Annotated in this window: 21 protein-coding genes and 2 tRNA genes; 19 read left to right on the plus strand and 4 right to left on the minus strand. The window is 66.6% G+C overall.

The window, feature by feature from the left end:
* The first annotated feature begins 2 nt into the window (after positions 1-2).
* From SJY41_RS02995 to SJY41_RS03065, 15 genes are all read left to right on the plus strand, one after another.
* Entirely contained in the window at positions 3-488 is a 486-nt protein-coding gene (locus SJY41_RS02995; RefSeq protein ID WP_380778939.1) for a GspH/FimT family pseudopilin, read from the plus strand.
* Positions 478-849 (plus strand): type II secretion system minor pseudopilin GspI, encoded by a 372-nt coding sequence (gene gspI / locus SJY41_RS03000; protein WP_380778941.1) that lies wholly within the window; start codon positions 478-480, stop codon positions 847-849. Before SJY41_RS02995 ends, gspI begins: the two co-directional genes overlap by 11 nt.
* Positions 846-1,544, plus strand: a complete 699-nt coding sequence (gene gspJ / locus SJY41_RS03005) for a type II secretion system minor pseudopilin GspJ (RefSeq protein WP_380778943.1) — start codon at positions 846-848, stop codon at positions 1,542-1,544. Before gspI ends, gspJ begins: the two co-directional genes overlap by 4 nt.
* A complete protein-coding gene (gene gspK, locus SJY41_RS03010) occupies positions 1,531-2,529 on the plus strand; it encodes a type II secretion system minor pseudopilin GspK (RefSeq protein ID WP_380778945.1) in 999 nt (332 codons plus the stop codon). Before gspJ ends, gspK begins: the two co-directional genes overlap by 14 nt.
* Entirely contained in the window at positions 2,526-3,626 is a 1,101-nt protein-coding gene (gene gspL / locus SJY41_RS03015) for a type II secretion system protein GspL (protein WP_380778947.1), read from the plus strand. Before gspK ends, gspL begins: the two co-directional genes overlap by 4 nt.
* Positions 3,623-4,099: a type II secretion system protein GspM gene (gspM, locus tag SJY41_RS03020; protein WP_380778949.1), complete on the plus strand. Its 477-nt coding sequence runs from the start codon at positions 3,623-3,625 to the stop codon at positions 4,097-4,099. The genes gspL and gspM overlap by 4 nt, the downstream gene beginning before the upstream one ends.
* The gene (gspN, locus tag SJY41_RS03025; RefSeq protein ID WP_380778951.1) at positions 4,096-4,821 is read left to right on the plus strand and encodes a type II secretion system protein N; all 726 of its coding nucleotides are present in this window, start codon (positions 4,096-4,098) and stop codon (positions 4,819-4,821) included. The genes gspM and gspN overlap by 4 nt, the downstream gene beginning before the upstream one ends.
* A gap of 64 nt (positions 4,822-4,885) precedes the next feature.
* Positions 4,886-4,962: transfer RNA gene (locus SJY41_RS03030), tRNA-His, on the plus strand.
* 113 nt (positions 4,963-5,075) lie between these two features.
* Positions 5,076-6,125 carry a Leu/Phe/Val dehydrogenase gene (locus tag SJY41_RS03035; protein ID WP_380778953.1) on the plus strand — a complete coding sequence of 350 codons (1,050 nt, stop codon included), beginning with the start codon at positions 5,076-5,078 and terminating at the stop codon, positions 6,123-6,125.
* Positions 6,126-6,369: 244 nt separating this feature from the next.
* The gene (gene ccmC, locus SJY41_RS03040; protein WP_380778955.1) at positions 6,370-7,095 is read left to right on the plus strand and encodes a heme ABC transporter permease CcmC; all 726 of its coding nucleotides are present in this window, start codon (positions 6,370-6,372) and stop codon (positions 7,093-7,095) included.
* Positions 7,096-7,206: 111 nt separating this feature from the next.
* Entirely contained in the window at positions 7,207-7,653 is a 447-nt protein-coding gene (ccmE, locus tag SJY41_RS03045) for a cytochrome c maturation protein CcmE (RefSeq protein WP_380778957.1), read from the plus strand.
* On the plus strand, positions 7,650-9,563 hold the full coding sequence (locus SJY41_RS03050; protein ID WP_380778958.1) for a heme lyase CcmF/NrfE family subunit: 1,914 nt from the start codon (positions 7,650-7,652) through the stop codon (positions 9,561-9,563). The genes ccmE and SJY41_RS03050 overlap by 4 nt, the downstream gene beginning before the upstream one ends.
* Positions 9,560-10,087 (plus strand): DsbE family thiol:disulfide interchange protein, encoded by a 528-nt coding sequence (locus SJY41_RS03055; RefSeq protein WP_380778960.1) that lies wholly within the window; start codon positions 9,560-9,562, stop codon positions 10,085-10,087. The genes SJY41_RS03050 and SJY41_RS03055 overlap by 4 nt, the downstream gene beginning before the upstream one ends.
* 140 nt (positions 10,088-10,227) lie before the next feature.
* Positions 10,228-10,608 carry a cytochrome c-type biogenesis protein gene (locus SJY41_RS03060; protein WP_380778962.1) on the plus strand — a complete coding sequence of 127 codons (381 nt, stop codon included), beginning with the start codon at positions 10,228-10,230 and terminating at the stop codon, positions 10,606-10,608.
* Positions 10,608-11,246: a tetratricopeptide repeat protein gene (locus tag SJY41_RS03065; protein ID WP_380778964.1), complete on the plus strand. Its 639-nt coding sequence runs from the start codon at positions 10,608-10,610 to the stop codon at positions 11,244-11,246. The genes SJY41_RS03060 and SJY41_RS03065 overlap by 1 nt, the downstream gene beginning before the upstream one ends.
* Positions 11,247-11,397: 151 nt before the next feature.
* Here SJY41_RS03065 and SJY41_RS03070 read toward each other — a convergent pair whose 3' ends face one another.
* Both SJY41_RS03070 and ald read right to left on the minus strand, forming a co-directional pair.
* Complete coding sequence (locus SJY41_RS03070; protein WP_380778966.1) at positions 11,398-11,616, minus strand: DUF3072 domain-containing protein; 219 nt, start codon at positions 11,614-11,616, stop codon at positions 11,398-11,400.
* A gap of 50 nt (positions 11,617-11,666) precedes the next feature.
* A complete protein-coding gene (ald, locus tag SJY41_RS03075; RefSeq protein ID WP_380778967.1) occupies positions 11,667-12,773 on the minus strand; it encodes an alanine dehydrogenase in 1,107 nt (368 codons plus the stop codon).
* Between the two features lie 133 nt (positions 12,774-12,906).
* Here ald and SJY41_RS03080 point away from each other — a divergent pair, with 133 nt between their 5' ends.
* The 4 genes from SJY41_RS03080 (at position 12,907) to SJY41_RS03095 (ending at position 16,173) form a co-directional block, all read left to right on the plus strand.
* A complete protein-coding gene (locus SJY41_RS03080; RefSeq protein WP_346427805.1) occupies positions 12,907-13,341 on the plus strand; it encodes an Lrp/AsnC family transcriptional regulator in 435 nt (144 codons plus the stop codon).
* A gap of 224 nt (positions 13,342-13,565) precedes the next feature.
* On the plus strand, positions 13,566-15,500 hold the full coding sequence (locus tag SJY41_RS03085; protein ID WP_380778969.1) for a potassium transporter Kup: 1,935 nt from the start codon (positions 13,566-13,568) through the stop codon (positions 15,498-15,500).
* 2 nt (positions 15,501-15,502) lie between these two features.
* Positions 15,503-16,030, plus strand: coding sequence for a 2'-5' RNA ligase family protein (locus SJY41_RS03090; RefSeq protein WP_380778970.1), 528 nt, complete (start codon positions 15,503-15,505; stop codon positions 16,028-16,030).
* Between the two features lie 66 nt (positions 16,031-16,096).
* A tRNA-Met gene (locus tag SJY41_RS03095) sits at positions 16,097-16,173 on the plus strand.
* On the opposite strand, the gene fdhD is transcribed toward SJY41_RS03095, so the two are convergent.
* Positions 16,152-16,964, minus strand: a complete 813-nt coding sequence (fdhD, locus tag SJY41_RS03100; RefSeq protein ID WP_380778972.1) for a formate dehydrogenase accessory sulfurtransferase FdhD — start codon at positions 16,962-16,964, stop codon at positions 16,152-16,154. The genes SJY41_RS03095 and fdhD overlap by 22 nt on opposite strands.
* Complete coding sequence (locus tag SJY41_RS03105) at positions 16,961-17,449, minus strand: molybdenum cofactor guanylyltransferase (protein WP_380778974.1); 489 nt, start codon at positions 17,447-17,449, stop codon at positions 16,961-16,963. The genes fdhD and SJY41_RS03105 overlap by 4 nt, the downstream gene beginning before the upstream one ends.
* Between the last annotated feature and the right edge of the window lie 2 nt (positions 17,450-17,451).

The following is a 17,451-nucleotide window of genomic DNA, read 5'->3' on the forward strand; positions in this document are numbered from 1 at the left end:
CCTTGGACCGGGCCCCCGCAGACGCGGGGACACTGCCGCGTGCGCGCGAACGTGGCTTCACGCTGGTCGAGCTGATGGTCGTCGTCACGATCATCGGCCTCGCCTCGGCGGTGGCCGTGCTCGTCATGCCGGACCCGCGGGGCCGCGTGCTCGACGAAGCGACGCGCTTCGCCCTGCGCACCCGTGCGGCGCATGATTCGGCGATCGTCGAAGCACGCCCGGTGAGCGTCTGGATCAGCGGCGGCGGCTATGGCTTCGACCGGCGACTGGCGGGCGGCTGGACACCGATTGCGGAGAAACCGATGCGCGTCGAGCGCTGGATTGACGGCACCAAAGCCAGCATCGGCGACGCCAGCGGCCGGATGCGCGTAACGTTCGACCCGACCGGACTCGTCGACCGTCCCGCCGAAATCCGGCTCGATCGTAGCGGTGTCGCCGCCACGGTCCATATCGACGCCGATGGCAGCGTGCGCGCCGATGCGGGCTGAGCGCGGCTTTACCCTCATAGAGATCATGGTCGCGCTGGCAGTCTTCAGCCTCGCGGCGATGGCGCTCGTGCGTCTCGAGAGCGCGACGATCCGCGGCGCGTCGATCCTGGACGAGACGCTGGTCGCGCAGATGGTCGCCCGCAACGTCGCGATCGACGCCGTGACCGCCGCACAGCCGCCGACCGCAGGGCGCGTGACCGGCGTCGAGACGAACGGCGGCCAAGCCTGGACGTGGACGCGGCAGGTCAGCGCGCTCGGCGGATCGAGCGTGTTGCGAATCGACGTGGCGGTCGCCGACCGGACCGGCACCCAGCTCGGCCGCCTGACGATGGTGCGACCGGCGCCGCGGATGGTGATGTGAGCCGGCCCCGATCCGAAGCCGGCTTCACGCTCATCGAAGTCATGGTCTCGCTGATGATCTTCGGGATGATCGCCGCGGCCGGCGTCGCCATCCTGTCGTTCAGCGTGAAGGCGCAGAGCAGCACCGGCGCCAAGCTCGACGACATCAGCGCGCTCACCCGGACGATGTCGATCCTCTCGGCAGACCTCGCCCAAGCGTCGAACCGTGCCTCGCGCGACGAGGCCGGCACCAGCGTGCCCGCCTTCGTCGGCGAGAGCGGATCGGGCGTCACGCCGATGCTGCGCCTCGTCCGGGCCGGGTGGAGCAACATCGATGGTGCCGCGCGGTCGAGTACGCAGAAAGTCGCCTACCGCGTCGACGGGGGCACGCTTCAGCGCATCGCCTATCCGATGATCGATGGTGCCCAGCCGCTGGCCCCCGCCGCGCTGCTGACGAACGTCACCCAGGTCGCGCTTCGCTACCGCATCGCCGGTGCCTGGAGCGATCGTTGGGACGGCGCGAGCGGCCGGCCCTTACCCGACGCGATGGAACTCACGGTCGTGCGGAAGGACGGCACGCAGTTCCGCCAGATGTTCCTCGTCGGCACCAGCTATGTCCCGGCACCAGCCGATGGCGAGGGCCCTTCGGTCACTCCGCCGCCCGGCACGCCATTGCCCGGCAATCAATCGCAGGAGACGCCCGGTGCGCGCACCTGATCGCGCCACCGAGCGCGGGCAGGAACGGGGGGCGGCGTTGCTCACCGTGCTGATGCTCGTCGCGATCATCGCGGTGATGGCAGGCGCCGCGCTGGAGAAATTGCGCCTGTCGACGCGGCTGGCGGGAAACGCGGCGACCGGCGAACAGGCGCGCGCATTCGCGTTCGCCGCCGAGACGATGGCGCTCACCCGCGTCTCCAACCTGCTGGGCCAGAGCCCCAAGCGCGTGACGTTGGCCGGCGGCTGGAGCAACACGCCGTTCGGCCTGCCGGTCCCTGGCGGCTTTGCGACGGCGCGCGTCCGTGACGGCGCGAACTGCTTCAACCTCAATTCGCTGGTGAGCATGACGACGCCGGGCGTGTACATCGCGCGCGGTGAAGTCCGTCCGCAATTCGTCCGCCTGATGCGCTTGCTCGACGTGCCGGTCCAGGTTGCGGAACAGGTCGCGGCGGGGGCGACCGACTGGATCGACACCGATCAGGACCAGCTGCCGATGGGCGCGGAAGACGGTGCGTATCTCGGTCGCGAGACGCCGTATCGCACTTCAGGCACGCTGATGACCGATCCGAGCGAACTCCGGGCGGTCGCGGGGATGACGCCCGAAATCTATGCGAAGATCCGTCCGTGGATCTGCACGCTGCCGATCGCCCGGCCCGCGCCGATCAACGTCAACACGCTGTTGCCCGAACAGAGCGTGCTGTTGGCGATGCTGTATCCCGATACGCTATCGATCGGCAGCGCCCAGCAATTGCTGCTGCGGCGACCGGTGCAGGGCTATGCGACCTTCGACGAATTGCAGAAGGGTGCGTCGTTGCTTGGCGCTGCCAACATCGCGCCGGGCGTGGACGCGCAGGTGCTGTCGAAATGGTTCACGCTCGATATCGACGTCACCCTGGGAACGACGCAAATGCAGGAACGTGCGCTGATCGACGCGAACCGGCTTCCCGCGCAGCTCGTATCGCGGCAATGGGGCGAGCCATCATGACCACTTTGCTGTTCCTTCCCGCCGGCGAGACCGGATTTCGCTGGATGCGCGTTGTCGATGCGCGCGTGGCCGGGGAGGGGGAGGGGATCCCCGAGACCGACGACGCGACGATCGCGATCGCTCCTGCCGATGCGGTGACGCTGCATTGGGCGGAACTGCCCTCGCGGTCGGTAGCCCAGGCGACCGCCGCCGCCCGGATCCTCGCATCCGAGGCAAGCGCATCGCCGCTCGCCGAACTCCACGTTGCGGTCGGCGACGAGGGAGCGAGCGACCGTCCGATCGGCGTGGTCGGCGCGGCAACGATGCGCGACTGGCTGCGGATGTTGGCGGAGGCCGGCATCGACCCGGTCGCCGTCATCCCCGCGCCGATGCTCCTGCCACGTCCCGACGAAGGGTATGCCCGTGCGGAGGTCGCTGGCAGCGGTGTGGTACGCGGCACGTCGAGCGGGTTTGCAGACGAGGCCCGGCTGACCGAACTCGTGACCGGCGGCGCCGCGCCGACGACGATCGATCGCGACACGCTGGAGGCCGCGATCGTTGCTGCCGCCGCGGCGCCTACGCTCGACCTGCGCCAGGGTCCGTTCGCCCGGCGGCGCCGGTTCGCGATCGACTGGGGGTTGATCCGACGGCTAGCGCTGTTGTCGCTGACGATCCTGGCCGTGACGCTGGCGATCTCGCTTGTCCGGATCGCCAAATACAGCTTCGGCGCGGACGCGCTGGAAGCGGAGGCGAACACCGTTGCCGTCGCCGGCCTGCCGCGCGGCGAGACGGTAGTCGACGCCGCCCGCCAGCTCGACGAACGTCTTTCGCGCGTCCGTGGGCCGGGGGTCGGTTTCACCAACACGACGGCAGGGGTGTTCGCAGCGGTTCGTGCCACCCCCGGAACCGAAGTCACCGCGCTCGACTTCCAGGCGAACGGCGACCTGCGGTTGTCGGTGGCAGTCGAACGCGAGGCCTTGGCCACCGATCTCAAGCGCGCGATCGAGGCGGCGGGCTTCACCGTCCGCGCCGGCGTATTCCAGGCCGCCGCGGGTCGCGTGACGGGAGAACTCACGGTCAGCCCGGGTTCGGGCAGCGCAGCGGGGAGCGGACGATGACCGGACTGAAGACATGGTTCGATGGGCGCTCGCTGCGGGAGCGCCGCTTGTTGCTCGTGATGGCGGCACTCGCGGTACTGACCTTGCTCTGGGCACTGGTCATCCGTCCGGTCGGCGACGGCCTGTCGAGCGCGCGTGAACGCCATGCCGACGCCGTCACGCGGCTGGGCGAAACGCAGGCACAGGTCGCGACGTTGCGCGATATCCAGCGGTCCCGCGCTACGCCGCTGACCGGCACGCTCGCCGACGCGGTGCGCGCCGACGCGGACCAGGCTGGTTTTGCGCTGGCGTCGCTCGATCAGGATGGCGCGGATCGTGTTCGCGTCAGCATCCAGTCGGCGCGGCCCGCGGCGCTCGTCGCATGGCTGGCGCGGCTCGAACGGCTGGGCATTCTGGTCGATTCGGTCGCGATGACCGACAAGGGCGACAAGACGGTCGGCGTCGCGCTCACGTTGAAGGCACGTGCGGCATGAGGCGTATCCGTTTGCGCACAGGGCCGACTGCGCTGTTCGGCGGTATGCTGCTGATCGCGCTGATCGTTTTCCTGCCGATGCGCGCGGTACTTGGCTGGGTCGGCGTCGGCGACGAAGGACTGGTGGCACGGCGCGTGTCGGGGACGATCTGGGGTGCGACGTTGACCGAAGCACGGTTCGGCGATCTGGCGCTCGGCGACCTGCACGCGCGACTGTCGCCACTGCCGCTGCTGGTCGGTCGCGCGACGATCGTCTTCGCTGGTCCCGAATCGGTGTCCGCCAAACCGATAAGCGGGTCGGCGAGCGTCAGTCGCCATGGCTTCGGGGTCGATCACATGACCGCGACGGTCGCGACCGGCCGGCTGTTCGCGCCGGTGCCGGTCTCCGCGCTCGACCTCGATGACGTGTCGGTGCGCTTCCGTGACGGCCAGTGCGAAGCTGCCGAGGGCCGGGTCCGTGCGACGCTCGCCGGCGATGTCGGCGGGATCGCGCTGCCGCAGTCGGTGAGTGGCACTGCACGCTGCGACGGCTCCGCCTTGCTCCTGCCGCTGACGAGCCAGGCCGGCACCGAGGGGATCGCGCTCCGGATCGAAGGTGGCGGCACGTACCGCGCCGAACTGTCGTTGCGTCCGTCCGATCCGCTCGCCGGCCAGAAGCTCGAACAGGCCGGGTTCGTCAGCGGACCGAACGGCTATCGGCTCGCGATCGAAGGACGTTTTTGACAGGTTTTTGCAAGTCGGCGGTTGACGGATGGCGACGACCCCCGCTAGGGGCGACGCCTACGCGGCGGTCGTAGTTCAATTGGTTAGAGCGTCGGCTTGTGATGCCGGATGTTGCGGGTTCAAGTCCCGTCGGTCGCCCCATTATTTCCTTATTTTCCTGAGCTTCCCCGATGCGGGCGCTTTGGGCTGGTAAAACCGGCCGGAAAATAATATTTCACATCCCGGTAATTTTATTCTTCCTGACGGAGCCGGCGATGACAGCGGTTTGGGACCTTCCCGATTTCGACCAGCACGAGGGCGTTCATGCCTTCACCGATCCCGAATCGGGTCTGCACGCGGTGATCGCGGTGCACTCGACCAAGCTCGGGCCGGCAGCCGGCGGCGCACGCTTCTGGCATTATGCGGACAATGGCCGCGCGGTGACCGACGCATTGCGCCTGTCGCGCGGCATGAGCTTCAAGAACGCGATGGCCGGTCTCGAGCTGGGCGGCGGCAAGGGCGTCGTCCTTGCGGCAAAGCCCGGCGATGTCATCACCACCGCGCAGCTCGAGGCGTTTGGCCGCGCGGTCGACTCGCTCGGCGGGCGCTACGTCACGGCCGAGGACGTCGGCATGTCCGAAGAGCGCATGAAGGTGATCGCCAGCCAGACACGCTACGTTTCCGGGCTGCCGGTCGCTAGCGGCGCTGCAGGCGGCGATCCTGGGCCGTACACCGCGCTGGGCATCTATCTCGGCGTGAAGGCGGCGGCTCAGCGTGGCCTCGGCGCGACCGACATGAAGGGCGTCCGCGTCGCGATCCAGGGGGTCGGTTCGGTCGGCGGCGGGCTTGCTCGGTTGCTGGCCAAGGACGGCGCAGTGCTGACGCTGGCCGATGTCGACGAGGGCCGTGCGCAGAAGCTGGCGGGTGAACTCGGCGCGACCGCGGTGGCGGCCGAGGCGATCCTGACGACCGACGCCGACATCTTCAGCCCGAACGCGCTGGGTGCAATCCTGACCGAGATGTCGATCGCCGCACTGAAGGCTAAGGTCGTCGCGGGCGGCGCGAACAACCAGCTGAGCGTTCGCGAGGACGGTGGCCGGCTGCACGATCGGGGTATCCTGTATGCGCCGGATTACGTGATCAACGCAGGCGGCATCATCAACGTCGGCCTGGAATATCTAGGCCATGGCGACGAGGCCGAGGTGAAGGCGCGGATCGCACGCATCCCCGAGCGCCTGATCGAAGTGTGGAACGAGAGCGACCGCACCGGCCAGCCGATCTCGGACGTTGCGGACAGCATCGCGAAACGCCTGATCGGCCGCTGATATCCTTCTCCCCACCGGAGAGAAGGTGGCGCAAGGCGCCGGATGAGGGGTGGTTGGGATAACGCCCGAGCCTCACTCCCCCTCACCCTCCCACCGCACGTGCGGCGGGCCCCTCCCTCTCCCCGCCGGGGAGAGGGGCTTTGAGTTCGCCCTCTCTCCGGCAAGTCCGCCCTCTTCCCGGCGGGGAGAGGGGCCTTAAGTCCGAGGTGACAGCCTCGTGATGTTGCCATAATGGCTATCTCCAGTGGCCACCCTGCATGCCTTCGCAAACCCCGCGCGCTTCCTGAAGATCGCCAAGCCGTTGACGCCAGCGCTCTTCTGGGCAGGCGTCGCGCTGATCGCGGTCGGCTGCTGGGCGGGCCTCACGCAGACCCCGCCGGACTATCTCCAGGGCGAGACGGTCCGCATCCTCTATATCCACGTGCCTGCCGCCTGGCTCGGCATGGGCGGATGGAGCGGGATCGCGATCTCCAGCATCATGTTCCTCGTCTGGCGCCATCCGCTCGCCAGCGTTGCCGCGCGCGCGATCGCGCTGCCCGGCGCAGTGTTCGCGGCGCTCTGCCTGATGACCGGCTCGATCTGGGGACGGCCGACCTGGGGGACGTGGTGGCAATGGGATGGCCGGCTGACCTCGATGCTGCTGCTGTTCTTCGTCTATCTCGGCTACATGGCGCTCGCGAAGGCCGATGCGGATCGGGGTGGCGACGGGCGTGTGCCGGCGCTGTACGGGATCGCCGGGTCGGTGCTGCTGCCGATCATCCGCTATTCGGTGGTATGGTGGAACACGCTGCACCAGGGGCCGAGCATAGGGCTCACGCAATCGACGATCGCCGGCTCGATCCTCTGGCCGCTGCCGATCATGCTGGCCGGGTTCACGTTCGTGTTCGCCGGGATCGTGTTGATGCGCATGCGGACGATGCTGGCCGTCGCAAAGTCCGAAGCACGCATGCGTCGGATGGCCAGATCTTGAAGGTGGGCGCATGAACCCTTGGCCATTCGTGACCGCTGCGTACGTGATGACGCTGGGTGGCGGTGCGATTCTGTCGCTGCTCAGCTATCTGGCAATGCGAAAGGCCGAGCGATGAAGGCGAAGCATCAGCGCCTGACGCTCGCCCTGCTGGCGCTTGGCGCGGTCGTAGTCGCGGGATTGCTCGCGCTGTCAGCCCTCAAGGATCAGGCTGCATTCTTTTATGCGCCGTCCGACGTGCGCCGCGACGGACTGCCGCTCGGGCGTGCGGTGCGGCTGGGCGGGATGGTGGAGAGCGGCTCGGTCAAGCGCGCCGCGGACGGGATCACCGTGCACTTCGTCGTCACCGATGGGCAGGCAACGACCCCGGTCGTCTTCGCCGGCATCGTCCCCGACCTGTTCCGCGAGAAATCGGGCGTCGTCGCCGAAGGGCAGTTCCAGCCCAATGGCGGCTTCGTCGCGTCGAACCTGCTCGCCAAGCACGACGAGAAATACATGCCGCCGGAAATGGCCGGCAAGATGCACGAGACCAAGTCGCTCGAACCGGACGCCAAGCAGTGATCGCCGAAGCCGGCCTCGCCGCGCTTTGGTTCGCAGGCGCGCTCGCGGCGTTGCAGCTGGTGATGGCCGCGATCGGTATCGTGCGAGATCGAGACGACGTCGCCGCGGCGGTCCGGCCGGTAGCGATCGTCCAGGGCCTGCTCGCGCTGCTGGCGATGGCGCTGCTGATCGAGCTGTTCCTCGACTCCGACATGTCGGTGAAACTGATCGTCGAGAACAGCCATTCTGCCAAGCCGTGGCTCTACAAGTTCGCCGGCGCCTGGGGGAATCACGAGGGCTCGATGCTGCTCTGGGTGACGATCCTCGGGCTGGCCGGCGGCGCGGTCGCGATCTTCGAGCGCTCGCTGCCCGAGCGGACGCTGACCGCCACGCTCGGTGCACAGGCGATGATCGCGCTCGGCTTCTACGCGTTCCTGCTGTTCTCCTCGAACCCGTTCGCGCGGCTCAACCCCGCTGCCGCCGATGGCCTCGGGCTCAACCCGCTGTTGCAGGACCCCGGCTTGGCGTTCCATCCGCCGACGCTTTACGTTGGCTATGTCGGCCTATCGGTCGCGTTCTCGTTCGCGGTTGGCGCATTGGTCACCCGGGACGTCGGGCCGGCGTTCGCCAAGGCGATGCGGCCCTGGGTGCTGATCGCCTGGATATTCCTGACCCTTGGCATCACGGCGGGCAGCTATTGGGCCTATTACGAGCTCGGCTGGGGCGGCTGGTGGTTCTGGGATCCGGTCGAGAATGCCTCGTTGATGCCGTGGCTCGCGGCAACCGCGCTGCTCCATTCGGTGACCGTGCTGGCGACGCGAGACGGCCTGCGCGCCTGGACGATCATGCTGGCGGTAGTCGCCTTCTCGATGTCGATGATCGGCACGTTTTTGGTGCGGTCCGGCATCTTGACGAGCGTCCATGCCTTCGCGGTCGACCCGGAACGGGGTGCGTTCATCCTGGCGTTGCTGGCCATCTATATCGGCGGTGCGCTCGCGCTGTTCGCCGTGCGGATCGGCACCGTCCGCGCGGGCACGACCTTCGATCCGGTCAGCCGTGAGGGCGGTCTGGTCGCGAACAACCTGCTGTTGTCGGTGATTCTCGGGATCGTCCTGATCGGCACGCTCTATCCGATCGTCGCGGCCAGCTTCGGCGTGCAGCTATCGGTCGGACCGCCGTTCTTCAACAAGGCCGCGGGACCGATCGCGCTGCTGCTGGTCGCGGTGATGGCGGCCGGACCATTGCTGCGCTGGCGGCGCGACGATGCGAAGGCGGTGCTTGGCAGGGTGATGCTGCCGATCGGCGCGACGCTGGTCGCGGCATTCGCACTGCTGTTCGTCCGGCCGGGCGTGCTGCCCTGGGCAGGGCTGTCGCTCGCCGCGGGTCTCGCCGTTGCCAGCGTCGCGCCGTTGTGGAAGCGCAACCTCAAGCGCACTCCGTTGTTCACCTACGGCATGGTCGTCGCGCATCTCGGCATTGCGGTAAGCCTCGCGGGGATGGCCTCGGACAGCGCATTCACGCAGGAAACGCTGGTCGCGGTTCGGGCGGGCGAGCCGGCGCGGGTCGGACCGTACACCGTGACGCTGGACGGAATCTCGCCGAAGATCGGCGAGAACTGGACGGCGCTGGAAGCGCGTCTGACCGCCACGCGCGGCAGCCGCGAAACGATACTGCGTCCGCAACTCCGCTTCTTTGCCAATCCGCCGACAAGCACCAACGAGTCCGCGATTCTAACGGTTCTCGACGGCCAGCTCTATACCGTGCTCGGCCAGCCGGACGGGCAGGGCCGGTGGCAGCTCCGGCTGTGGTGGAAGCCGTTCGTGACGCTCATCTGGTTTGGCGGTGTACTGATCGCGCTGGGCGGCGCGCTGTCGCTGCTCGGGCGAGTGCGGCGCGAGCGGCGGGCTGCGATACGGGCATATTGGGCATGAAGCGTTTCGCACTCTGGGGGCCGCTGACGATCTTCGCGCTGCTTTTCGCCGTGGTCGCAAGCGGCCTGATCCGACCTGCCGAAAAGACCGTTCGTTCGGCAATGGTCGGCAAGCCTGTCCCGGAATTCGCGTTGCCGGCGATGGTCCCGGGCAAGCCCGGCCTGACCACGGCTTCGTTTCGCCAGGGCAAGCCACGGTTGCTCAACATATTCGCGAGCTGGTGCATCCCGTGCATCGCCGAGGCGCCGCAACTGATGCGGCTGAAGGCGATGGGCGTTCCGATCGACGCGATCGCAGTCCGGGATACCGCGCCCACGATCGCGGGCTTCCTGCGGCGTAACGGCGATCCGTACGAGCGGATCGGCAGCGACAGGGCCGGCCGGGTGCAGCTCGCGCTGGGCTCGTCTGGTGTGCCGGAAACGTTCCTGATCGACGGCCGCGGAATCGTCGTGAAGCAGATCATCGGCGATATCCGGCCGGAGAACGTCGGTGAGATCGCCCAGGCCTTGAAGGACGCGCAGTGATTGGGCCCTGCTTCATTCCCCTTCCGCTTGCGGGAGGGGTTAGGGGAGGGGCTTCTTCCCTCTCACAACGACGGCTGCTTTCGCGTCATGCCCTCCCCCAACCCCTCCCGCGAGCGGGGGGGGGGAGTCTGGCAGCACTGTTGCTCTGCATCTCGCCGGTATCCGCTCAGCCGGTCACGCCGCCCGCGCACTACGCCAACGTCCAACTCGGCGACCCGGCCAAGGAAGCCTCCGCCCGCGCGCTCATGGAGACGCTGCGCTGCCTGGTCTGTCAGGGCCAGTCGATCGCCGACAGCGACGCCGATATGGCCGCCGACATGCGGGCGCTGGTCCGGGAACGGATCGAGCGTGGCGAGAAGCCCGCCTCGATCCGCGACTGGCTGATCGCGCGCTACGGCAATTACGTGACCTATGATCCGCCGCTGTCGGGCGTCACCTGGCCGCTGTGGTTGGCGCCGATCCTGCTGCTCGCGCTTGGCGGCTGGATTGCGCGATCGAGTTTTCGCCGGAGGGTGCGCTGATGGGCTATGTCATGCTCGCTGCGATCGGGGCCGGCGCGTTCGGGCTGCTCGCGGTGCTGAAGGTCGATCGCCTATTGTGGACGATGGTCGCCTCGGCGCTGATGCTGGGCGCAGCCGGGTATGCGTGGCAGGGACAGCCGGGGCTCGCTGGACATCCGGTCGCGACCGGGCTCGCGCCGACGCCTGACGATGGCGCGATGCTCGAACTGCGCGACCAGATGCTGGAGCGCTATACAGGCGCAGCGGCGTATCTGGTCGCGGCGGATGCGATGACGCGGATCGGCGATCGGCGTGCGGCCGTGCAGGTGCTGCTGGGCGGTATCCGTATCGCGCCGAACAGCCTGGTCCTGTGGACCGGGCTCGCCAACGCATTGGCGGCGCATGACGGCAACCAGGTTTCGCCGCCCGCATTGTTCGCGTTTCAGCAAGCAATGCGACTGGCGCCAAGACATCCGGCTCCGCCGTTCTTCCTGGGGCTCGCCTATGTACGGGCAGGTGATTTTGCAGCGGCTCGACCCTATTGGGCGAGAGCGCTAGCTTTGACTCCGGCGAATATTTCGTATCGTGGCGAGATCGCTACGCGCTTGGCGCTACTCGATCGCTTCCTGGCTCAGCAAGGAATGCAGAAGGGGTTCTGAGCCCTATCATGCCCTCGGCGGCTGGGACCCATATCGGCAGGCCATGGTCATTGATCACCCGGCTAGAGTTTCTGGGTCCCCGCCGCCACAGGGATGACGAGGTCGCGGGATTGAACGATCGCGCTGACCTCGCCAACCTGCCGTTCGTCTTTTACTGACCCCTGCCGGTCTTGCCCTGCAGTTCGTCGATCTTCTTCGACGCATCCGCCTTAGTCAGCGTCTCGTCGAAATCTTCATGCGCTTCCTCGGACAGCGTCTTGAGGTAGCTCGCCTGCGCACCGGTCATCTTCTCGTCGCCGGTGGTCCAGTCGTCCGGGTCCTTCTCGGCGTTCGAGAACGGTTCGGACTTGGGGTTCGGGGTATCGGACATTGGAAATTCCTTTCCCCTGTCCAACACCCATGTTCCTCATCCGTTCCCGATTATCCGGCCCATGCTTCGTAAGGTAAATCTAGATCATCTGCGACCGCCTTGTACGCGATCTTGCCCTTGTAGACGTTCAGTCCGTTGGCGAGATGCGGGTCGGCCTTCATCGCTGCTTCGGCACCGAGGTTGGCCAGCTTGAGCGCGAACGGCAACGTCGCGTTGTTCAGCGCGAATGCCGAGGTCCGCGCAACCGCGCCCGGCATGTTGGCGACGCAATAGTGGATCACGCCATCGACCTCGAACACGGGGTTCTCATGCGTGGTAGCGTGCGACGTCTCGAAGCACCCCCCCTGATCGATCGCGATATCGACCAGCACCGAACCGCGCTTCATCGTCTTGAGCATTTCGCGCGTCACCAGCTTCGGAGCAGCGGCGCCCGGTACCAGCACTGCGCCGATCACCAGATGCGCGTTCTTCACCGCCGCGGCGATCGCGGCTTTCGATGCGTAGGCCGTCTTGATCTGGCTCGAGAAGAACATGTCGAGTTCCGCCAGACGATCGTTCGAGATGTCGTAGATCGTCACGTCGGCGCGCATGCCGACCGCCATCTGCGCGGCGTTGACGCCCGAGACGCCGCCGCCGAGGATTGCGACCTTCGCCGGTGCGACACCCGGAACGCCGCCGAGCAAGACACCACGTCCGCCCTGCTCCTTCTCGAGATAATGCGCGCCGACCTGTACCGACATGCGGCCCGCGACTTCGGACATCGGCTTCAGCAGCGGCAGCCCGCGGCGGTTATCGGTAACGGTCTCATACGCGATGCAGGTCGCGCCCGACTTCATCAGCCCCTCGGCCTGCGGCTTGTCGGCGGCGAGGTGAAGGTAGGTGAACAGCAGGTGGCGCGGTTCGAGCATCGCGATCTCGACCGGCTGTGGTTCCTTGACCTTCACGATCATGTCGGCGCCGGCGAACACCGCGGCCGCCGTCGGCAGGATCGTCGCACCCGCGTCGACATAGTCCTGGTCCTCGAAATCGATACCCGAGCCGGCCTGCGTCTCGACCACGACCTCATGACCCGCGGCGACCAGTTCGGCGACCGACGGCGGCGTCAGGCCGACGCGGAATTCGTTGTTCTTGATTTCCTTGGGGACACCGACGCGCATGACATTCCACTCCATTATCGTTGCCGTCTTGTAGCGCGCATCGCGCGGGAAGGGTTCGCAAACTCGTCCCGGCGGAGTAGCGCGTCTGCATTCCAGTTGCGCGAAATGGTATAAGAACGAGATAATCTTGAACATGACGATCGAACGCAGGATCCTGGACCTGCTGGCTGCCAATTCCGACCTGACCAGCGCGGAGCTGGGCGACGCGGTCGGCCTGTCCGCGAGCGCCGCACACCGCCGAGTCGCGCAGTTGCAGGAAAGTGGCGCGATCACCGGCTACCGCGCCGTCCTATCGCGGGCGGCGCGCGGCGATCCGAGCATCGTGCTCGTCAACGTGACGCTCCGCGATCAGCGTAAGGAAACCATGGCGGCGTTCGAAGCCGAGATCGTCGACTGTCCCCAAGTCGTGCAATGCTTCCTCATGAGTGGCGAAGCCGACTATATGCTTCACGTTGAGATCCGCCACGGCGAGACGTTCGAGCGGATTCACCGCGAGACGCTGTCGCAACTTCCCGGCGTGACGCGGCTAGCCTCGCACTTCGTCATTCGCGAGGTCGTCACCCGTTAGTGTTTTCCTGCGAACGCAGGAATCCAGGATCACGAGCGATGTACGCCGTTACCCTGGGCTCCTGCGTGCGCAGGAGAACATGAATGATCAGCCCCGGTTAATCCACGTTGCCAGCCCCGCCGTTGCCGCCCTCCGGCCCCCATGCTAAATGCAGCCGATTGGGCACAGGGTGAAATCGGAAATTCGATGATGATTGCTGCACTTCCGGGTCGAATTACCGTCCAGTGAGCGTCGATCAGACCGCCGCGGCAACGACCGCGCAACCTGGCTCTGCATCGGACGACGATACGGGCCATCACCACTCGGACGGCATGCTGAAGCTCGCCTTTGGTGCGATCGGCATCGTCTTCGGCGATATCGGCACCAGCCCGCTCTACGCCTTTCGCGAGACCTTCGCCGGCCATCACAAGCTCGCGCTCGACGCCGCGCACATCATGGGCGTCATCAGCCTGATGTTCTGGTCGATGATGATCGTCGTGACGGTCAAATATGTCATCATCATCATGCGCGCCGATAACAAGGGCGAGGGCGGCAGTCTCGCGCTGCTCGCGCTCGTCTCGGGCAAGACCAAGACGAAGCGCTGGAGCAAGGGGATCATCCTGCTCGGCGTGTTCGCGACGGCGCTATTCTACGGCGACAGCATGATCACGCCCGCAGTCTCCGTGCTGTCGGCGGTCGAGGGCCTCGCCGTCGCCGCACCGAGCTTTGCCGGGCTCGTCCTGCCGATCGTCATCGCGATCCTCATCGCGCTGTTCTGGGTGCAGAAAAGCGGTACCGCGCGGATCGGGCTCGTGTTCGGGCCGATCATGCTGGTGTATTTCAGCGTCATCGCCGTGCTGGGCATCCTCAGCATCGTCCAGACGCCCCATGTCCTGTGGGCCCTGTCGCCGCACTACGCCGTCGAATTCTTCCTGATCGACCCCGAGCGTGCGTTCCTCGCGCTGGGTTCGGTCGTGCTCGCGGTCACCGGTGCCGAAGCGCTCTACGCCGACATGGGCCATTTCGGGCGCAGGCCGATCGGCATATCCTGGCTGTTCTTCGTGCTCCCGGCACTGATCCTGAACTATATGGGGCAGGGCGCGCTGTTGTTCCGCGATGGCCAGGCCGCCCTCGTCAGCCCGTTCTACAATCTCGCGCCCGAGGGGCTGCAGCTTCCGCTCGTGATCCTCGCGACGATGGCCGCCGTGATCGCGTCGCAGGCGGTGATATCCGGCGCGTTCTCGGTGACGCAGCAGGCGATCCAGCTCGGCTTCATCCCGCGTCTCCGTATCGAGCACACCAGCGCATCGACCGCGGGCCAGATCTACATCCCGCTCGTCAACGGCGCGCTGATGACGATGGTCATCCTGCTGGTGCTGTTCTTCCGTACTTCGTCGAACCTGACGAGCGCGTACGGCATCGCTGTGACCGGTGCGATGTTCATCGACACCTGCCTGCTCGGGGTCGTGCTGTTCAGGCTCTGGAACTGGCCGAAGATCGCCGCGATCCCGCTGCTGGCGATCTTCTTCACGGTCGACGGGGCCTATTTTGCCGCCAACCTGACCAAGGTCCCGGCCGGCGGCTGGTTCCCGCTGCTGGTCGGCTTCATCATCTTCACCTTCCTGACGACCTGGTCGAAGGGGCGGATGCTGATGATCGACCGGATGCAGGAGGCGTCGATGCCGATCAAGGTGTTCATCGGCTCGGCCGCCAGCTCCGCGTCGCGCGTGCCGGGGACCGCGGTCTTCATGACCTCGACGCCCGATGGCGTACCGCATGCGCTGCTCCACAACCTCAAGCACAACAAGGTCCTGCACGAGCGCGTCATCCTGCTGACCGTGAAGATCGTCAGCCAGCCCTACTGGCCCGCCAACGACCGTGCGGTGCGCGAGGAGCTCGGCGAAGGCTTCCACCGGCTGGTCCTGCGTTATGGCTTCATGGAGGATGCCGACGTGCCCGCAGCGCTGCGCCAGGTTCATAACTGCGGCGCGGACTTCAAGATGATGGACACCAGCTTCTTCCTGTCGCGGCAGACGCTGCTGGCCTCCGACAAGCCCGGCATGATGATCTGGCGCGAGAAGCTGTTCGCCTGGATGCTGCGCAACGCGGAAAGCGCGATGGAGTTCTTCCGGCTGCCCACTAACCGCGTCGTCGAGCTCGGCAGCCAGATCGAGATTTGAGCGTGAGCGATACGACACCAGCGTCTCTCCCGGCGCCGATCATCGTTACGGCGCTATTCGGTCGTCAGGACACCGCGTTCTTCGATGCGATGCGCCGCGAGCATTTTCCGCCCGAGCGCAACCAGCTCGACGCACACCTGACGCTGTTCCACCATCTGCCGCCGTCGGGGCTCGACGAACTCAAGCACCGCCTCAACCAGGAGACACGAGGCATCCGCGCGCCTCAGGCGCGTGTGGGCGGCCTGATGTCGCTGGGGCGGGGTGTGGCGTATCGAATAGAAGCGCCGGACCTGATCGGCATCCGCGGGCGGCTGGCAGACGCGTTTACGGGCATGCTCACGCCGCAGGACGCGGGCGGCTGGCGCCCACATGTGACGATCCAGAACAAGGTCAGCCCTCAGGTAGCCAAGCTCCTGCTCGGCAATCTGCAACGCGATTTCACGCCGAAAGACGTCGAAATCGCCGGTCTGGGTGCGTGGTGGTACCGCGGCGGACCCTGGGAAGCGATTTCTCGACACATGTTCGCTTGACCGCCTCGAAACGTCTTCCTATAGGCCGCGCCTCGCAGGGAAGAACGCTTCCCTGACGGACGGTACGGCGAAGTAGCTCAGTTGGTTAGAGCACGGGAATCATAATCCTGGGGTCGGGGGTTCAAGTCCCTCCTTCGCTACCATTTTCAAAGATATTCCACGGGTCGTTGACCACCAGGATCGCATCGCTGCGGGCGAGTGCGAGCAGGGTCAGGCCGTGCTCGCGAGCATGATCGATCGCCAGGCTGGTGGGTGCGGAAATTCCGACCAGCATCGGCGTGCCGGCGATCAGCGCCTTGTCGACCATCTCAAAACTGATCCGCGAGGTGACGAGGATGAAGCCCTCGATCGCTTGTGCCCGGATCGCCAAACCCCCGACAAGCTTGTCGAGCGCGTTGTGGCGGCCGACATCCTCAAAGGCGGCGATGACCGCGCCGGTGCGATCGCACGCGGCCGCGGCGTGGATAGCCCCCGTAGCGGCATTGAGAGGCTGGTGGGCCCGTAACCCCGCCAGTGCCGTAAACAGGCTGGAAACGGGCGTGTCGGGCCTTGGAGGAGTCTTCGGGACTGGCTTGCGAAGTTGTTCGAGCCCGGAGATGCCGCAAAGCCCGCAACTCGTGTCGCTGGTCCGGTGGCGGACGCGGTCATGGATGCGACCCTTGCAGCGTTCCGACAGCCCGACCCGGACGATCCAGCCCGCCTCCGCCTCGAAGATGTCGATATCGCGGACGTCGTCAGCGCTGTCGGCTAGCCGCTCGGTCAACAGGAAGCCGGTCGTGAACTGGGCAAGATCGGCCGGCGTCATCATCATCACCGCGTAGCCGAGTCCGTCGATCTCGATCGCCACCGGGACCTCGACCGCAATGGCGCGTTCGCCGGCGACCCTCGAATCAGGCCGCAGGATCGTGATCGCTTGCGTACGCGACGTGTTCATACGGTATCGAGGTCCTGCGGTGTGTTGACGTTCGGGATAGCCGCCGCCGCAGGGATCGGGATAGCGCCGATCGCTTCCGCCCAGCCACGTACCGAACGTCGTGGCACGGTCTCGATATGCGTGAGCAGGTTTCCGAGCAGGCCCGTCTCCCAGTGGCCGAGAACGGGCGCGTCGGGACAATAGGCGGATGCTCGTCGGGACAGGGCGGCGAGCAAGCCATCCGGCAACCACGGCATGTCGCACGCGATCGTCATGACCGACGTGAAACCGAGTGCGGCCGCATGATCGAGCGCTCCGGCGATACCGCCCAGGGGGCCCATGTCCGGCCCAGGCCGATCAGGTATCGCTCCGTCGCGTCCGGCGATCACCGCGACCTCGACATGCGGCATCAGCAACGCGCGCGCATGTTCGGCCAGCACCCGCCCGTTCACGACCGCCATCGCCTTGTCGGACCCGAAGCGGGACGACCGCCCGCCCGCGAGCACGA

It is taken from the genome of Sphingomonas sp. R86520 (assembly GCF_042466285.1).
Lineage (GTDB): Bacteria > Pseudomonadota > Alphaproteobacteria > Sphingomonadales > Sphingomonadaceae > Sphingomonas.